Genomic DNA, 17,210 nt, shown 5'->3' with positions numbered 1-17,210 from the left:
ACAGATTAAGCTGCTTTGTTAGCGGCTTTGATCAGCGCGGCAACGCGATCGGAAACAGTAGCGCCCTGGCCAACCCAGTGAGCGATACGATCCAGATCCAGGCGAGTTTCTTCTTCCGCACCGTTAGCGATCGGGTTGAAGAAACCAACGCGCTCGATGAAGCGACCGTTGCGTGCATTACGGCTGTCGGTGACAACAACCTGGTAGAACGGACGCTTTTTAGCGCCGTGACGTGCTAAACGAATAGTTACCATAACATCCTCTTGTGTGAATAAAACAACCGGGCCCCATCGAGGAACGGAGCCCGGTGTCATATTAAAAGCCCGAAAATTTTACTGATTTCTGGGGAAAATGCAATCAGCAGTTGATAAGTCTGCTGTAAAAGGCAGTCGGCGGTGCAGTCAGTTCGCTGCCGGCGTGCGCGCAGCCACCGGAACGTACACGTCGTACGTGAGGATGGCGCGCACACCTCTGCGCTAAAATGACAAACAAGATAGCCTTATGCCCTTGTTTTTAACGGCCCGGGAAACCTGGAGGCATCATCCCTTTCATCCCGCGCATCATCTTCATCATGCCGCCTTTCGACTTCATCTTCTTCATCATGCGCTGCATGTCGTCGAACTGCTTGAGCAGACGGTTCACATCCTGCACCTGCATCCCGCAGCCGGCGGCGATACGGCGCTTACGTGAACCTTTGATGATTTCCGGCTTAGCGCGCTCTTTCAGGGTCATCGAGTTGATGATCGCTTCCATACGCACCAGCACTTTGTCGTCCATCTGCGCTTTGACGTTGTCCGGGATCTGGCCCATACCCGGCAGCTTGCCCATCAGGCTGGCCATGCCGCCCATGTTTTTCATCTGGCGCAGCTGCTCCAGGAAGTCGGTGAGGTCGAAGCCGTCGCCTTTCTTCAGCTTGGAGGCCAGCTTCTCGGCCTGCGCGCGGTCGACTTTACTCTCGATATCTTCGATCAGCGACAGCACGTCGCCCATGCCGAGGATGCGGGAGGCGACGCGGTCCGGATGGAACGGTTCCAACGCTTCGGTTTTCTCGCCGACGCCGAGGAATTTAATCGGCTTACCGGTAATATGGCGAATCGACAGCGCCGCGCCGCCGCGGGCGTCGCCGTCCACTTTGGTCAGCACCACGCCGGTCAGCGGCAGCGCTTCGTTAAAGGCTTTAGCGGTATTCGCCGCATCCTGGCCGGTCATCGCATCGACGACGAACAGGGTTTCAACCGGATTAATGGCGGCGTGGACGTGCTTAATTTCGTCCATCATCGCTTCGTCAACGTGCAGACGACCGGCGGTATCCACCAGCAGCACGTCGTAGAATTTGAGCTTCGCTTCTTTCAGCGCCGCGTTGACGATATCAACCGGCTTCTGCCCGACGTCGGACGGGAAGAAGTCGACGCCGACCTGCTCGGCCAGGGTCTCCAGCTGTTTGATCGCCGCCGGGCGGTAAACGTCCGCGGAGACCACCAGCACTTTCTTCTTGTGCTTCTCGCGCAGGAATTTCCCCAGCTTACCGACGCTGGTGGTTTTACCGGCACCCTGCAGGCCCGCCATCAGCACCACCGCCGGCGGCTGCGCCGCCAGGTCGAGGGTCTGGTTCTCTTCGCCCATCGCCGCCACCAGCTCGTTGCGGACGATTTTGACGAACTCCTGACCCGGGGTCAGGCTTTTATTGACTTCATGGCCGACCGCGCTCTCTTTGACGCGGCTAATGAAGTCTCGTACCACCGGAAGCGCAACGTCCGCTTCCAGCAGCGCCATGCGCACTTCGCGCAGGGTGTCTTTAATATTGTCTTCTGTAAGGCGTCCGCGGCCGCTAATGTTGCGCAGCGTACGCGACAAACGATCGGTTAAATTATCAAACATTGTCTCTCGCCTGAGGTGGAAACGGTCGGTCGCCGCAGCGACACACAAAACGAATGTGGCGGAGTATAACACGACATCAATCTGAATGTGCTGCAACGGTTGGAGCAGAGGCCTGCTGACGTTATACTGCTTCTCTTTCTTATTTAGCCAACAGCCGACACCTATGCCTGTTTTTGCTCTACTCGCCCTTGTCGCCTACTCCCTCAGCCTCGCGCTGATTATCCCCGGCTTGCTGCAAAAAAACAGCAGCTGGCGGCGAATGGCGATTTTATCTGCGACTATCGCGTTGATTTGCCATGCTTTTGCGCTGGAAGCACGGATATTCCCCGGCGGCGAGAGCGGGCAAAACCTCAGCTTACTGAACGTCGGGTCGCTGGTGAGCCTGATGATCTGTACGGTGATGACTATCGTGGCCTCGCGCAATCGCGGCTGGCTGCTGCTGCCTATCGTCTATGCCTTCGCGCTGATCAACCTGGCCTTCGCCACCTTCGTGCCTAACGAATATATCACCCACCTGGAAACCACTCCGGGGATGCTGGTGCATATCGGCCTGTCGCTCTTCTCGTACGCCACGCTGATCATTGCCGCGCTGTATGCGCTACAGCTGGCGTGGATCGACTACCAGTTAAAGAACAAAAAGCTGGCCTTCAGCAGCGAAATGCCGCCGCTGATGAGCATTGAGCGCAAAATGTTCCACATCACTCAGGTCGGCGTAGTGCTGCTGACTCTGACGCTGTGCAGCGGCCTGTTCTATATGCACAATCTGTTCAGCAGCGAAAACATTGATAAAGCGGTGCTGTCGATTATTGCGTGGTTCGTCTATATCGTCCTGCTGTGGGGCCACTATCATGAAGGGTGGCGCGGACGTCGCGTGGTCTGGTTCAGCGTCGCTGGCGCCGGTCTGCTGACGCTGGCCTATTTTGGTAGCCGCGTGCTGCAACAGTTCGTGAGCTAAGTCTTTTAAGGAATCCTACGTGGAACATATCTCCACCACCACGCTGATCATAACGCTGATCGTCATGGTGATTATCTCTGCCTATTTCTCCGGCTCCGAAACCGGCATGATGACGCTGAACCGCTACCGGTTGCGCCACATGGCGAAACAAGGCAACCGCCCCGCCAAGCGCGTGGAGAAGCTGCTGCGCAAGCCGGACCGCCTGATTAGCCTTGTGCTGATCGGCAATAACCTTGTCAACATTCTCGCCTCGGCGCTGGGCACCATCGTCGGCATGCGCCTGTACGGCGACGCCGGCGTCGCGATCGCCACCGGCGTACTTACCTTTGTGGTGCTGGTATTTGCCGAAGTGCTGCCGAAGACCATCGCCGCCCTCTATCCGGAAAAGGTTGCCTACCCCAGCAGCTTCCTGTTGGCGCCCCTGCAGGTGCTGATGATGCCGCTGGTGTGGCTGCTGAATACCATCACCCGCATACTGATGCGCATGATGGGCATCCGCACCGATACCGTCATCAGCAGCGCCCTGAGCAAAGATGAACTGCGCACGATTGTGAATGAATCCCGTTCACAAATCTCACGACGCAATCAGGATATGCTGCTGTCGGTGCTGGACCTGGAGAAGGTCAGCGTTAACGACATCATGGTGCCGCGCAATGAGATTGTCGGCATCGATATCAATGATGACTGGAAATCTATCGTCCGCCAGCTGACCCACTCCCCGCATGGCCGCATCGTGCTCTACCGCGATTCGCTGGACGATGCCATCAGCATGCTGCGCGTTCGCGAAGCCTACCGTCTGATGACGGAGAAGAAAGAGTTCACAAAAGAGATCATGCTGCGGGCGGCAGATGAGATCTACTTTGTGCCGGAAGGCACGCCGCTCAGCACCCAGCTGGTGAAATTTCAGCGCAATAAAAAGAAAGTCGGTCTGGTGGTCGATGAATACGGCGATATTCAGGGGCTTGTCACCGTAGAAGATATTCTTGAAGAGATTGTCGGCGACTTCACCACCTCCATGTCACCCACCCTGGCGGAGGAAGTGACCCCGCTTAACGACGGCACGGTGATTATCGACGGCAGCGCCAACGTTCGCGAAATCAACAAAGCGTTTAACTGGCACCTGCCGGAAGATGAAGCACGCACCGTCAACGGTATTATCCTCGAAGCGCTGGAAGAGATCCCGGTCCCGGGCACCCGCGTGCGCATTGAGCAGTACGATATAGATATCCTCGACGTGCAGGACAACATGATCAAACAGGTGAAAGTGATGCCGGTGAAATCATTACGCGAGAGCGTCGCGGAGTAGCGCGAGCGAAGGAAGTAATATCACGGTGGGCTGCGGCCCGCCGTTTTTTTATCTCGCGCCGGGAGCGATGACACAAAAAACGGCCGCCCGCAGGCAGCCGTTGAGCAAGGCAGCAAGCGTTATTTCGCTTTCGCTACCGTCACCATCGCGGCGCGAATAGTACGGCCGTTCAGGGTATAACCTTTCTGCATCACGGCCAGCACGTTGCCCGCCGCCACATCTTCAGACTCGACCATCGCAATGGCCTGGTGGACGTTCGGATCCAGCGGAACGTTGGTGTCGGCGATCACTTCCACGCCGAACTTACGCACTACGTCCAGCATAGATTTCAGGGTCAGTTCGATCCCTTCCACCATCGGCGCCAGCTCCGGGTTAGCCTTGTCGGCCACTTCCAGCGCGCGGTCCAGGCTGTCGATCACCGGCAGCAGTTCATTGACGAATTTTTCCAGCGCGAATTTGTGCGCTTTCTCGATATCCTGCTCGGTACGACGACGCAGGTTATCTTCGTCGGCTTTGGCACGCAGCATCACTTCACGTTCACGTTTCTGCGCTTCAGCCAGCTGGGCTTCCAGATTCGCAATTTTTTCATCGCGCGGATCCACCTGCTCAGCCGAAACTTCAGGCTCTACCGCCTCAACGTCGTCGTGCTGCTCCGTGATAATTTCTTCCGGGGCTTGCCCCTCAGGCGTTTTCTGTTCTTTACTACTCATGAATTTCTCCGCGTTTTTTTCGCATTCATCTCGCTAACTTCGCTTATTATGGGGATCAGTTTCCGGGTTTCAAGGGAAGCGGACAGATTGTCACTATTTCATTTAACGCAAGGACATCCAGATCATGAAGAACCATTTCAAGTGTATCGGCATTGTGGGACATCCTCGTCACCCCACCGCCCTGACCACACATGAAATGCTCTGGCGCTGGCTGTGCAGCAAAGGGTATGAAGTGCTGGTTGAACAGCAGATCGCCCATGAACTCCAGCTCAGCAACGTGAAAACCGGCACGCTGGCGGAGATTGGCCAACAGGCCGACCTCGCGGTGGTCGTGGGCGGCGACGGCAATATGCTCGGCGCGGCGCGGACTCTGGCCCGTTATGACATTAACGTCATCGGCATTAACCGCGGCAACCTCGGCTTTCTCACCGACCTGGACCCGGACAACGCCCTGCAGCAGCTCGCCGACGTGCTGGAAGGCCACTACATCGCCGAGAAACGCTTTCTGCTGGAGGCCCAGGTGTGCCAGCAGGATTGCCAGAAACGCATCAGCACCGCCATCAACGAAGTGGTGCTGCACCCCGGCAAAGTGGCGCATATGATTGAGTTCGAAGTCTATATCGATGAAGTCTTCGCCTTCTCCCAGCGCTCCGATGGCCTGATAATCTCCACCCCGACCGGCTCCACAGCCTATTCGCTGTCGGCCGGCGGCCCGATCCTCACCCCGTCGCTGGACGCCATCACCCTGGTGCCGATGTTCCCGCACACCCTCTCGGCGCGACCGCTGGTGATCAACGGCGACAGCACCATCCGCCTGCGCTTCTCTCACCGCTGCAGCGATCTGGAGATCAGCTGCGACAGTCAGATTGCCCTGCCGATCCAGGATGGCGAAGATGTCCTCATCCGCCGCTGCGATTACCACCTCAATCTGATTCATCCCAAAGACTACAGCTATTTCAATACATTAAGCACCAAGCTCGGCTGGTCGAAAAAATTGTTCTGATTTACATCGCTGCCTCTTTACTGGATAAAAAACCAGTCTATACTGTACGAAAACACAGTATTGGTTTTTCATACAGGAAGGCAGCTATGTTGGCGCAACTCACCATCAGTAATTTTGCTATCGTTCGTGAACTGGAAATTGATTTCCACAGCGGTATGACCGCCATCACCGGGGAAACCGGCGCCGGGAAATCCATTGCCATCGACGCGCTGGGGCTGTGCCTCGGCGGCAGAGCGGAAGCCGACATGGTGCGTCGCGGCGCTACCCGTGCCGACCTGTGCGCGCGCTTCGCGCTGAAAGATACCCCGGCCGCCCAGCGCTGGCTGGAAGAGAACCAGCTGGAGAGCGGGCGTGAGTGTTTACTTCGCCGGGTGATCAGCGCCGACGGCCGCTCGCGCGGCTTCATCAACGGTACCGCCGTCCCGCTCTCGCAGCTGCGCGAGCTGGGCCAGCTGCTGATCCAGATCCATGGCCAGCATGCGCACCAGCTGTTGACCAAACCCGAACACCAGAAAACGCTGCTTGACGGCTATACCGGTGAGTATGCGCTCACTCAGCGTATGGCCGAGCACTATCGCCAGTGGCACCAGAGCTGCCGCGAGCTGGCCCAGCATCAGCAGCAGAGCCAGGAGCGTGCCGCCCGCGCCGATCTGCTGCAGTACCAGCTTAAAGAACTGAACGAATTTAACCCGCTGGCGGGAGAGTTTGAGCAGATTGACGAAGAGTACAAGCGCCTGGCCAACAGCGGCCAGCTGCTCAGCACCTGCCAGCACGCCCTTACGGTACTGGCGGACGGCGAAGAGGCCAATCTGCAGAGCCAGCTTTATACCGCGAAGCAGCTGGTCAGCGAGCTGGTGGGCATGGACAGCAAGCTTTCCGGCGTCCTGGATATGCTGGAAGAGGCGGCCATTCAGCTCAGCGAGGCCAGCGACGAGTTGCGCCACTACCATGACCGTCTGGATCTCGATCCGAACCGTCTGTTTGAACTTGAGCAACGGATTTCCCGACAAATCGCGCTGGCGCGTAAACATCAGGTGATGCCGGAAGAGCTGCCGGCGGTTTATCAGGCGATGCTGGAAGAGCAGCGCCTGCTGGACGACAGCGCCGGCTCGCTGGAATCCCTCAGCCAGCAGGTGGTCGAACATCATCAGCTGGCGCTGGAGACCGCGCGCCAGCTGCATGCCCTGCGCCAGGCCAGCGCCGACGAGCTGACCCAGCTTATCACCGAAAGTATGCACTCACTTTCGATGCCGCACGGGGTCTTCGCGATTGAGGTCGCGTTCGATGAACGCCATCTCACCGCCGACGGCGCCGACCATATTGAGTTCCGCGTCACCACTAACCCCGGTCAGCCGCTGCAGCCAATCGCCAAAGTGGCCTCCGGCGGCGAACTGTCGCGCATTGCGCTGGCGATTCAGGTGATCACCGCGCGTAAAATGGAAACCCCAGCGCTGATTTTCGACGAAGTGGACGTCGGTATCAGCGGCCCGACCGCCGCCGTGGTCGGCAAGCTGCTGCGCCAGCTGGGCGAGTCCACGCAGGTGATGTGCGTGACCCACCTGCCGCAGGTCGCAGGCTGCGGCCACCATCATTTCTTTGTCTGCAAAGAGACCGATGGCGAGATGACCGAAACCCATATGCAGCCGCTGGATAAACGGGCTCGCTTGCAGGAGCTGGCCCGTCTGCTGGGCGGCAGCGAAGTCACGCGCAACACCCTGGCGAACGCGAAAGAGTTGCTTGCGGCGTAAACTTTTTGATTTTCACAGGGTCATAGTGAACAGCAAATTGCCTGCTGACCTGCAGCCGGAGGTTTCCAACGGCGCGAAGGTCTATTATTATCGGCATATTACAGATGAGCCACGTACTGCTCGGGCCCAAAAAGGAATCAAATCACTATGCGCTGTAAAACGCTGACTGCTGCCGCAGCGGTTCTTCTTATGTTGACCGCAGGCTGTTCCACTCTGGAACGAGTGGTTTACCGTCCTGACATCAACCAGGGTAACTATCTGGCACCAAACGATGTAGCAAAAATTCGTGTCGGTATGACGCAACAGCAGGTAGCTTATGCTCTGGGGACGCCAATGATGACGGATCCGTTCGGCACCAATACCTGGTTCTATGTCTTCCGTCAGGAGCCGGGCCACCAGAAAGTGACTCAGCAGACCCTGACCCTGACCTTCAACAGCGGCGGTGTGTTGACTAACATTGATAACAAGCCTGCGCTGACCAGTCAGTAAGGCCCGGAAAAGCAAAAAGCGCTCGGTGAGCGCTTTTTTTATGGCTGATAGCCGGTCTGCTGCAGGTTACTTTGCGGCGCTTTTCTCTGCCCGCTGGCGACGCAGCTCTTTCGGGTCTGCGATCAGCGGTCGATAGATTTCGACCCGGTCGCCGTCGTGAACTTCGTCATGCAGCTTTACCGGACGACTGTAGATACCCAGCTTGTTTTTCGCCAGATCAATGTCATCACGCAGCGCCAGCAGACCGCTGGCGATAATCGCCTGCTCGACCGTCGCCCCCTCGTCCAGGGTGACCCGCTGCAGATACTGCTTTTCAGGCAGCGCGTAGGCGACTTCAACACGAATATTAGCCGGCACTGTAAACCTCTTTGGCGCGCGAAGTGAACGCCTGCACCATGTTAGCGGCCAGCTCTTTGAAGATCCGGCCAAAAGCCATCTCAATCAGTTTATTGGTAAACTCGAAATCGAGATGGAATTCTATTTTGCAGGCCTCGGGGCTCAGCGGAATAAACTTCCAGCCGCCAATCAGCTTCTTGAACGGGCCATCCACCAGGCTCATCAAAATGCTCTGGTTGCTGGTCAGTGTATTGCGTGTGGTGAAGGTCTTACTGATGCCGGCTTTGGACACATCAACCGCCGCCGTCATTTGCGTCGGCCCCAATTCCAGCACGCGGCTACCGGTGCAGCCTGGCAGAAAATCAGGATAGGACTTCACATCGTTTACCAGTTGATACATCTGTTCCGCGCTGAAAGGCACCAGCGCAGTACGGCTAATCTGAGGCATAGCAGGTTCCACATTTAAACACAGTGCAAATAATATCATTTATCTGCTGCTAAAAAAAACGCTGTGCCGCAACTCGTGCTAAGATGCGCAGTACACCTCGCAGGATGCGATCGAGGTAACTGTGTATAAGACGATGACTTCAGGACATTATGACTAAGAAAAAAGCCCACAAACCTGGATCAGCCACCATTGCGCTGAATAAACGCGCCCGTCACGAATACTTTATCGAAGATGAATACGAGGCTGGTCTCGCCCTGCAGGGCTGGGAAGTCAAATCCCTGCGTGCAGGCAAAGCCAACATCGGCGATAGCTATGTCATCCTGAAGGATGGCGAAGCCTTCCTGTTCGGCGCCAACTTTACGCCTATGGCCGTGGCTTCCACCCACTATGTCTGCGACCCGACGCGCACCCGTAAGCTGCTGCTCAACCAGCGTGAGCTGGACACGCTGTACGGCCGCATTAACCGCGAAGGTTACACCGTCGTCGCCCTGTCGCTGTACTGGAAGAACGCCTGGTGCAAAGTGAAAATCGGCGTCGCCAAAGGTAAGAAACAGCACGACAAGCGTACCGACCTGAAAGATCGTGAATGGGCGCTGGATAAGGCGCGTATTATGAAGCACGCCGGACGTTAATTTCCCCTCCCCGAGGGCCAGCTCTCGCTGGCCCTTACGCTATATCCTTGTTGATGCTGATTTTTCGTCCACCCTGCTGAAATAATCCTGCGTGATGGGGCTGGTAACGACATTCACAAATCTGTTATACTTGACCTACACATTGGGGCTGATTCTGGATTCGACGGGATTTGCGAAACCCAAGGTGCATGCCGAGGGGCGGTTGGCCTCGTAAAAAGCCGCAAAAAATAGTCGCAAACGACGAAAACTACGCTTTAGCAGCTTAATAACCTGCTCTGAGCCCTCTCTCCCTAGCTTCCGCTCTTAAGACGGGGATCAAAGAGAGGTCAAACCCAAAAGAGATCGCGTGGATGCCCTGCCTGGGGTTGAAGCGTTAAATCTAATCAGGCTAGTTTGTTAGTGGCGTGTCTGTCCGCAGCTGGCAAGCGAATGTAAAGACTGACTAAGCATGTAGTGCCGAGGATGTAGGAATTTCGGACGCGGGTTCAACTCCCGCCAGCTCCACCACTTTTTAGTTGTTTGAAGTACAATGAAGTCTACTAAGCCCGCATGGAATCAGCCTTGCGGGCTTTTTTACGTCTATTGTCGTCCAGTGAGAATTGCTGAGAACTATCACATATGGCACCCTGAATGGGACCCACTAAGAAGGGTCCAAAAACCGAGGGTCCCAAAATGGCAAAAATCGCTAAGAAGCTCACTGACACTGAAATCAAAAGCACCAAACCAGCCGACAAAGAAATCAACTTGTTTGACGGAGATGGTTTGATACTACGAATCGCTCCCCTCTCGAAAGGAGGAAAGAAGAATTGGTATTTCAGGTATGCAGTGCCAGTGAGTAAAAAAAGAACCAAAATGAGCCTTGGGACCTATCCTCACCTTACACTGGCAAGAGCCAGAGCCTTACGAGATGAATACCTTTCCTTGCTTGCTAATGGCATTGATCCCCAAGTTCATAACAACGATAAAGCTAATGCCTTAAAGAATGCTACTGAACACACTCTCCAAGCCGTGGCAAGGAAATGGTTGGATGAGAAGGTAAAGACCTCTGGTATCTCACAAGACCATGCAGAAGACATCTGGCGAAGCTTGGAGAGAAATATATTTCCCGGCTTGGGTAAGGTTCCTATCAATGAGATCCGACCCAAACTCTTAAAGCAACATCTCGACCCTATTGAGCAACGAGGAGTCCTCGAAACCTTACGGCGAATCATTTCCCGATTAAATGAAATATTTCGCTGGGCCGCGACTGAAGAACTTATCGAGTTCAATCCGGCTGACAACCTTGGGCAACGGTTCAGTAAGCCTAAAAAACAGAATATGCCAGCATTACCCCCTTCCGAGTTACCCCGCTTCCTAATGGTGTTAAACAATGCCTCAGTTCGTATGGAGACAAGATTGCTGATTGAATGGCAATTGCTGACCTGGGTTCGTCCAGGGGAAGCCGTTCGTGCGAGATGGGCCGATATAGATACTGAAAAATCGATGTGGAACATCCCGGCTGAGTTTATGAAAATGAAGAAGCCTCACAAAGTTCCACTAAGCAAAGAAGCTTTGCGAGTCTTGGATTCAATGAAAGCCATCAGTGGGCACAGAGAGTGGGTTTTCCCCAGTATCAAAGCTCCACTCAATCATATGCATGAACAAACAGCGAATGCGGCCATAATCCGTATGGGCTTTGGTGGAGAGCTTGTAGCCCATGGAATGAGATCTATTGCACGAACGGCCTCAGAGGAGTCGGGTAAGTTCAGGACAGATGTCTTAGAAGCGGCCCTTGCTCACTCGAAGAAAGATGAAATAATTGCCGCATATAATCGCGCAGATTATCTTGCAGAACGAGTGGTTCTCATGCAGTGGTGGAGTGATTATGTGCAAGCTCAAAGGCTAAAAGCCATTGCAGCTTAATAATTAAAAAACACATAATAAACAAAGGTAATTACTAGGATTGCATCTCTATTTTCAACGAACAACTTAGAACCATACACCCAGCATTAACCAATTAAAGCCCTGTTTTAGCTTCTGAGATTAAGCAATAGCTGGTCAAATAATTTCAGAAGCTTTTTTTTTGATCCAAACCAAACAACACTACTTAACTCATTGTATATATTGTTTTTTTATGTTAGCAATAAATACAATGTACAGCATACATGCATATGTTGGGGCGGTAGCATTTAAATGTACAATTCTCATCCGTAAAGTTCACACAGCATTTATGAATAAGGTTGGTCTATGAGTGAAAATAAACTGTTTGATAATTATGAGATTATAGAAAGAAATCTACTAAAAACAGAATCAAATAGAAATATTCCTGAAGTAATTCTTACCCTTAAAGATGGAGAGAGTTACATTATCAAACATTGGCCAAGAAATACCTCAAGTGATGAACAAGTTCTTGAAAGTATTTGGCAACATGAATTACGACAACTACAAAGGTTAAAGGGATATCCTGGAGTAGGAGATTATATAGTAAATCCTGTTGAATCAAAAAAAACAAATGAAGGGTACTATCTTGTTTTAAATTCTGATGGTAGAGTACCTACTTCTTACTTATTGAATAAAAGAACATTATCTCTCCCAAGAAAAAGCCACTGGCTCACCCGTTTAAAAGATCCGGCAGTTAGAATCAGATTCTGGAAAAATATCTGTAGAATTACAAATGCTATTGGTTTGCTTCATGCGCAAGGGTTGTTACATCGACATTTAGATGAAAATTCAATTCTAACATATGATTATGAATCAGATGATTATAACGATTTTCAATTGACCGGCTTCGAGTGGTCAATCCGAATGCCTACACTTACCAGAGCTAAAATTGAGCCTGTTGGTGAACACGGTAAAATATCAACTTTTGCTACAGATTGGATCGATTTAGGAATTTTAATAGCAAACTTTTTAAAAATAGATATAAATGAAATTAAATCTCTGCAGTTCCCAGCAGAATACTTCATTTCTAAGTACGATCTGACAATTAGTGAAGTAGCTATAATTCGTAGTCTATTAGGAATCCAACCTATTCAGCAAAATGCTATAAAAGAACTTCTTGGTGAAAAAGATATTCTACAGTTTTTAGATGGTATAATTGATGAGCTTACTGAATTCTATAAAAAAACGAAAACTATTCATGGGTTAGCAATAAACACTAAGTATGAACAATCTGATAATACCAAAGATAAAAAAGAGCTATTTCACTGCATACAAAAAATAATCTTTGAGAAAAGTGAATTCACAATATCCAGAGATGACTCTGATATAATAAAGAGTTTCGTAAGCGAAGATTTATCAGATTCACCAGTATTATTTGTTAATACCTCAGAACACAATCGATATGATGTAGTATTGAAAGGGAAAGAACTTTTTTATGTACTAACACCATTTCAACCTGACCATCGAACGAGTGACAAAACATGGGATTTAGGTTATTCACAATATGCATGTTTAGAGTTGCCAAATAGATTCTTTGGTAAAGATAATTACATTGAACTAAATAGTAATAATATATCATGTTATACTCATTACGAAGCCAGGAAATTTTTGAATAGTAATGATAACTCATTAAGCCTACTGTCTTGGGAAATGATTTTCAAAGATATAGGTAAAACTAAAAACAAAAGAAATGAAGAACATCTTCGATTATTGGAGGGCCTAACTGCCGTTCATATTACAAATATCGCATATGCAAAAGCAGAAATTTTCCCTGTAGAAAACATCAGTGAAGAAAGCGAACCAGATAATATTAGCTCATGGATCTTTAAATTCATTCCCAAATTTGACGAAACAACGGAGGAACTGTCTAAGTCGCTAAGTATCGACTCACCATCTGTCAGGCTTGAAAAGATTATAAATAGTAGTGAAAACAACGATAAGGTATCCTGGAGTTTAGTAGACAATAATGATTTCAGTAGAGTTGACGAAGAGATTCTTTTAGAGTTTTATGGCTATGAAACAGATCAAGACAATCAAGAAATATATAGCTTCATCTCTAAAAAACCTCTTCCAGAATGGAGGAATTTTTATATTGTTCCCGACTCGATTGAAGGAACTCTGCGCCAAATAACAAGACATGCAAATACATTGGATATGCTTGAAAATCATATCGAATTGATGAATGTAATTACTTCCCCTAATTCAAATCTCACAGTAAGCAATGAAGATATAATTGCAAAAGATATAATGGACTCATTGGATGAATCTAAACAAAGAGTTTTTACAAAAGTATTATCAACATTGCCAATGAACCTTGTACAAGGTCCACCGGGAGTAGGTAAAACTCACTTAGTCAAAGCAATTTCTAAATTTATCTTTAAAGAAGAACCTAATAGCAGGATACTCTTTACCGCACAGAGTCATGCAACCGTTCAACATCTATATCACGAAGTTGTCAAAGATTTACTTACTGAAAACAAACATACAAATGATCCCATAATTATTAGATGCAACAAAATATCTGGCGAAGATAATATAATATTAAACAGTGCCGATGAAACTGGATTAGAATATTTGCGGAAGTTCGTAGAAAGCCCTTTATACAAAAACTCTTCCAATCAAAGTTTAAAAAGTAATATTTCCAGTTTGCTTAAAGCTCCTCCAGTAAAGAGATACCCACTAATTAATCAACTAATTAAATCAGCAAGCTTAATATTTGCTACAACTAATTCAGATTATGTAGAGAGAATGATAAAAGAAAGAGCACAATTTGATTGGTCGATCATGGAAGAAAGTGGAAAGGTTACAGGTATAGAATTAATAAGCCCACTTTTATTATCCTACCGACGATTAATGATCGGTGATCACAATCAATTGCCACCGTATCGTTCAATTGAGTTAAGAAACATTTTAACCAATAATACAAAACTTAAAAACACCTTTGAAGAAGTTGACAGCATAAGTAATTTTAAATTAAAAAATGAACTAATGCGTAATAGTCACTTTTCATCAATAACCGATGATCAAGCAAGAGAAATAGGATTACGGGCAGCCAAATATGTAAATCTATTTGAATCTCTTATTATTGATGATGAAAGACAAGACGTAATGTATGAAAAAATAAAGGGAAAAGATTATAAAAGAAACAATAAATTATCCTCAATGCTGTCAGTCCAGCACCGTATGCATCCTCATATTGCAGAAGTGATTTCAAATGTTTTTTATAACAACAAATTAGTTACCGATAAAGATAAAGAAAGGAAGTATCTTACAGAAGATTTTCAATCAGTACTTAACTTAAAAGAGGAATCTCACCTCACAAATACACCAGCACTGGTATGGATTAGTCAACCAGATGTACAAAAAACTAAAGGTAACAGAGCAGGAGAGCATACACCAATCTGGTCAAACGAAAGTGAATGTAAGGCAATCATAGATATTCTCAAAGATTTGGACAAGAACTCCAACCCAACAAAAAAAATAAAGTTGGCAATTCTTTCTCCATACTCAAATCAAGTTAAATTAATTTCAAAGCATATTGAAATTGAAAAGAAAAAAAATCAATTCAAAACACTTTTAAATAATTACATTCCACCAGATGATAATGATGGTTATTGCCTTACTGTTGATTCGTTCCAAGGTGGCGAAGCTGATATTGTCTTAATTTCATTAGTACGAAACAATGGTAAAAGCACAATTAAGAGTGCATTAGGATTTTTATCAGATCAACGCCGTATAAATGTTTTACTTAGTAGAGCAAAGTACAAATTGATCATAGTCGGTTCATATGAACTCCTCAAGGCTTGGTCTAATCGTATATCCAGAGAGAACTCAAAAGAATATGATTTTATTCCAAGACTAACTGATAAACTGGATTTGTCTTTAAATGAGAGAAAGCTTTCATTAATTACATCAAACTTTATAACAAACAAAGGAAATAAAAATGAAAAATAAAAACATATATGTTAAAATTCCTTTTCATTATGGAGTTCATAAATTCAAAATATTTAAAGGCCATAGATGGGGAGCTTTAGATCATTTTTTACTTCAAGAGATTAGCCTCCAACCCTATCCTATAGAAGAGCTATCATTAAAATCTAATCTTCCACAACGGCTCATAATTGAAATAATATTGCCATTTATGAAATTGGGTTGGGTTGAATTAGTTGAATTGAATTCTAAATACAACTTCAGGATTACCAGCAAAGGAAGGAGTGTTGCTAATCGTGAGGAACTCCCTTATGAAAGAGAGCCACTGGAATCTACTCGGAAGTTTTTAATAGATCCAATCACAGCAAAATGTTATCGAGTAAATGCAAGAAATCAAAACTATCAGATATATCCTACATCAAGAGCAAATGAATTACTTAAGAATAAACACTCGATATCAACAGAACTCAAAATTAAAAACCCCAAACATTCACCGTTCACATCAGACATTCTAAATTGTGTTGAAGATACTGACGAAGAGGTTATAGGGTATGAGGAAAGAGCTAATGATAGACCTTATTATCAAAATAGAACTTTTGCTATAGCACAAGTTGATGAAGCAGATAACATAACGGGTGTTCCATCTGATATCTCAAAAGAATTAGCCGCAGATATTATCGCTGCAGCTAATATGAAGCGAAGTGAAATAAATACTAATATAGACTCTCTTAGCAAGAACTCAAAAATAAGCACTTATAATACCGAGTCTTTTGAAAATAGATTTGAAGAACACTATATTAATGAAACTGAATTCCGAATAATATCAGGTTCAGACAGCCATCGAGATCATCTTATCGCGATGATCGATAAATCTGTTAGTAGAATCATTATCCATTCAACTTTTATACACTTAAAAAACTTTGAATCAATCTTTCAGAAATTAACTGATGCTGCTAAACGCGGAGTTCAAGTTGATATCTTATGGGGCCAAGAAGAACCCGATGATGAGAGAAGTATCGGAAGTTATAACCAATTTCTTGAGGGCCTTAAGTCTTATAGAGAAGAAATTATAAAGCTTGGATTAACCTCCCTTTTTACAATACATTCAGATCCAACAGGTTCTCATGCAAAGGTTATAGTATGCGATACAATGGAATTCGGATATTGTTCAACCATCGGTTCATGTAACTGGTTAGCAAGTGGATTTAATAGGTATGAATGCTCTGTTTTCGTAACAAATGATACCTTGACGACTGAAGTATTAGATATTTTGAGCATAATTTCTAAAGGAAAATCTAGAGTATCTAACAACTTAAGCAAATCTATTTCAGCCATTTCATACGAATTGAAAAAAGCTTGTGAGCATTTATCATCAGAAGATTCTGCGAACAAAAATGTAAGAATTAAAATCATCACAAAAAATGAGCATCATGATTTTGTTTTAGATGCAAGAGACAAAGCAACAAAATCAATATTTATTGCGAGTCATAGAATTAGTAATAATGCAGAAAGACCTATTTTAACTCCCTTGATAACATCAATGACAGCCAATAGCAGTCTTAATATTAACATGTATTACTCATCTCTTAGCGGAGGTATCAATTCACAGCAACTTGATGACATGAGTAACTCTTTAAGAAAAAATGGAATTACTTTAGAGAAGAAGAAAGATCCTATTTCTCATGCAAAAATATTATCATGGGATAATGACAACATTTTGATCACGAGTCTTAATTGGCTTTCAGCCTCAGCTTACGGAAACCCATATGATGAGCTTGGCATCTTTATAGAAAGAAAAGATATATTTTCTTTAATTTCGCCTAATTACTGAAACAAGCTATGGGATATCTTGTAG

General features: G+C 47.6%; 14 protein-coding genes and 1 other RNA gene. 10 read left to right on the top strand and 5 right to left on the bottom strand.

Annotation, left to right across the window (positions count from 1 at the left end):
- Nucleotides 1-5: 5 nt before the first annotated feature.
- Together rpsP and ffh are read right to left on the bottom strand one after the other, a co-directional pair.
- Nucleotides 6-254 (bottom strand): 30S ribosomal protein S16, encoded by a 249-nt coding sequence (gene rpsP / locus MKS11_RS03760; RefSeq protein ID WP_002914149.1) that lies wholly within the window; start codon nt 252-254, stop codon nt 6-8.
- A 259-nt stretch (nt 255-513) separates the two neighbouring features.
- The gene (gene ffh / locus MKS11_RS03755; protein WP_002914152.1) at nt 514-1,878 is read right to left on the bottom strand and encodes a signal recognition particle protein; all 1,365 of its coding nucleotides are present in this window, start codon (nt 1,876-1,878) and stop codon (nt 514-516) included.
- A 163-nt stretch (nt 1,879-2,041) separates the two neighbouring features.
- Between ffh and MKS11_RS03750 the strand changes: the two genes are divergently transcribed.
- Both MKS11_RS03750 and MKS11_RS03745 read left to right on the top strand, forming a co-directional pair.
- On the top strand, nt 2,042-2,833 hold the full coding sequence (locus tag MKS11_RS03750) for an inner membrane protein YpjD (RefSeq protein ID WP_284109376.1): 792 nt from the start codon (nt 2,042-2,044) through the stop codon (nt 2,831-2,833).
- Between the two features lie 19 nt (nt 2,834-2,852).
- Nucleotides 2,853-4,139, top strand: a complete 1,287-nt coding sequence (locus MKS11_RS03745; RefSeq protein ID WP_004149392.1) for an HlyC/CorC family transporter — start codon at nt 2,853-2,855, stop codon at nt 4,137-4,139.
- 119 nt (nt 4,140-4,258) lie between these two features.
- Here MKS11_RS03745 and grpE read toward each other — a convergent pair whose 3' ends face one another.
- Nucleotides 4,259-4,849 carry a nucleotide exchange factor GrpE gene (gene grpE, locus MKS11_RS03740; RefSeq protein ID WP_004174800.1) on the bottom strand — a complete coding sequence of 197 codons (591 nt, stop codon included), beginning with the start codon at nt 4,847-4,849 and terminating at the stop codon, nt 4,259-4,261.
- A 124-nt stretch (nt 4,850-4,973) separates the two neighbouring features.
- Between grpE and nadK the strand changes: the two genes are divergently transcribed.
- The 3 genes from nadK to bamE all read left to right on the top strand — a co-directional run bounded on the left by nadK (nt 4,974) and on the right by bamE (nt 8,089).
- A complete protein-coding gene (nadK, locus tag MKS11_RS03735) occupies nt 4,974-5,852 on the top strand; it encodes an NAD(+) kinase (protein ID WP_002914158.1) in 879 nt (292 codons plus the stop codon).
- Between the two features lie 86 nt (nt 5,853-5,938).
- Nucleotides 5,939-7,600, top strand: a complete 1,662-nt coding sequence (gene recN, locus MKS11_RS03730; protein WP_004206849.1) for a DNA repair protein RecN — start codon at nt 5,939-5,941, stop codon at nt 7,598-7,600.
- A 147-nt stretch (nt 7,601-7,747) separates the two neighbouring features.
- The gene (gene bamE, locus MKS11_RS03725) at nt 7,748-8,089 is read left to right on the top strand and encodes an outer membrane protein assembly factor BamE (RefSeq protein WP_002914160.1); all 342 of its coding nucleotides are present in this window, start codon (nt 7,748-7,750) and stop codon (nt 8,087-8,089) included.
- Between the two features lie 66 nt (nt 8,090-8,155).
- On the opposite strand, the gene MKS11_RS03720 is transcribed toward bamE, so the two are convergent.
- Nucleotides 8,156-8,446: an RnfH family protein gene (locus MKS11_RS03720; protein ID WP_004145682.1), complete on the bottom strand. Its 291-nt coding sequence runs from the start codon at nt 8,444-8,446 to the stop codon at nt 8,156-8,158.
- Complete coding sequence (locus MKS11_RS03715; RefSeq protein ID WP_004174798.1) at nt 8,436-8,873, bottom strand: type II toxin-antitoxin system RatA family toxin; 438 nt, start codon at nt 8,871-8,873, stop codon at nt 8,436-8,438. The genes MKS11_RS03720 and MKS11_RS03715 overlap by 11 nt, the downstream gene beginning before the upstream one ends.
- 149 nt (nt 8,874-9,022) lie before the next feature.
- Here MKS11_RS03715 and smpB point away from each other — a divergent pair, with 149 nt between their 5' ends.
- From smpB to MKS11_RS03690, 5 genes are all read left to right on the top strand, one after another.
- A complete protein-coding gene (smpB, locus tag MKS11_RS03710) occupies nt 9,023-9,505 on the top strand; it encodes an SsrA-binding protein SmpB (RefSeq protein ID WP_002914164.1) in 483 nt (160 codons plus the stop codon).
- A 144-nt stretch (nt 9,506-9,649) separates the two neighbouring features.
- Nucleotides 9,650-10,012: a transfer-messenger RNA gene (gene ssrA / locus MKS11_RS03705) on the top strand.
- 165 nt (nt 10,013-10,177) lie between these two features.
- Nucleotides 10,178-11,407, top strand: coding sequence for an integrase domain-containing protein (locus MKS11_RS03700; protein ID WP_001549544.1), 1,230 nt, complete (start codon nt 10,178-10,180; stop codon nt 11,405-11,407).
- 324 nt (nt 11,408-11,731) lie between these two features.
- Complete coding sequence (locus MKS11_RS03695) at nt 11,732-15,379, top strand: AAA domain-containing protein (RefSeq protein ID WP_284109375.1); 3,648 nt, start codon at nt 11,732-11,734, stop codon at nt 15,377-15,379.
- Nucleotides 15,369-17,186: a phospholipase D-like domain-containing protein gene (locus MKS11_RS03690; protein WP_001549546.1), complete on the top strand. Its 1,818-nt coding sequence runs from the start codon at nt 15,369-15,371 to the stop codon at nt 17,184-17,186. The genes MKS11_RS03695 and MKS11_RS03690 overlap by 11 nt, the downstream gene beginning before the upstream one ends.
- Nucleotides 17,187-17,210: the final 24 nt, after the last annotated feature.

The organism is Klebsiella sp. K5-45 (genome assembly GCF_030128605.1).
Classification (GTDB): domain Bacteria; phylum Pseudomonadota; class Gammaproteobacteria; order Enterobacterales; family Enterobacteriaceae; genus Klebsiella; species Klebsiella quasipneumoniae.
This window is presented reverse-complemented; position numbering and strand designations above follow the sequence as displayed.

What these genes read in the sequence shown, in the direction of transcription:
- rpsP (WP_002914149.1), bottom strand. Translation starts at nt 254, where the DNA reads ATGGTAACTATTCGTTTAGCACGTCACGGCGCTAAAAAGCGTCCGTTC.
- ffh (WP_002914152.1), bottom strand. Translation starts at nt 1,878, where the DNA reads ATGTTTGATAATTTAACCGATCGTTTGTCGCGTACGCTGCGCAACATT.
- MKS11_RS03750 (WP_284109376.1), top strand. Translation starts at nt 2,042, where the DNA reads ATGCCTGTTTTTGCTCTACTCGCCCTTGTCGCCTACTCCCTCAGCCTC.
- grpE (WP_004174800.1), bottom strand. Translation starts at nt 4,849, where the DNA reads ATGAGTAGTAAAGAACAGAAAACGCCTGAGGGGCAAGCCCCGGAAGAA.
- nadK (WP_002914158.1), top strand. Translation starts at nt 4,974, where the DNA reads ATGAAGAACCATTTCAAGTGTATCGGCATTGTGGGACATCCTCGTCAC.
- recN (WP_004206849.1), top strand. Translation starts at nt 5,939, where the DNA reads ATGTTGGCGCAACTCACCATCAGTAATTTTGCTATCGTTCGTGAACTG.
- bamE (WP_002914160.1), top strand. Translation starts at nt 7,748, where the DNA reads ATGCGCTGTAAAACGCTGACTGCTGCCGCAGCGGTTCTTCTTATGTTG.
- MKS11_RS03715 (WP_004174798.1), bottom strand. Translation starts at nt 8,873, where the DNA reads ATGCCTCAGATTAGCCGTACTGCGCTGGTGCCTTTCAGCGCGGAACAG.
- smpB (WP_002914164.1), top strand. Translation starts at nt 9,023, where the DNA reads ATGACTAAGAAAAAAGCCCACAAACCTGGATCAGCCACCATTGCGCTG.
- MKS11_RS03700 (WP_001549544.1), top strand. Translation starts at nt 10,178, where the DNA reads ATGGCAAAAATCGCTAAGAAGCTCACTGACACTGAAATCAAAAGCACC.
- MKS11_RS03695 (WP_284109375.1), top strand. Translation starts at nt 11,732, where the DNA reads ATGAGTGAAAATAAACTGTTTGATAATTATGAGATTATAGAAAGAAAT.
- MKS11_RS03690 (WP_001549546.1), top strand. Translation starts at nt 15,369, where the DNA reads ATGAAAAATAAAAACATATATGTTAAAATTCCTTTTCATTATGGAGTT.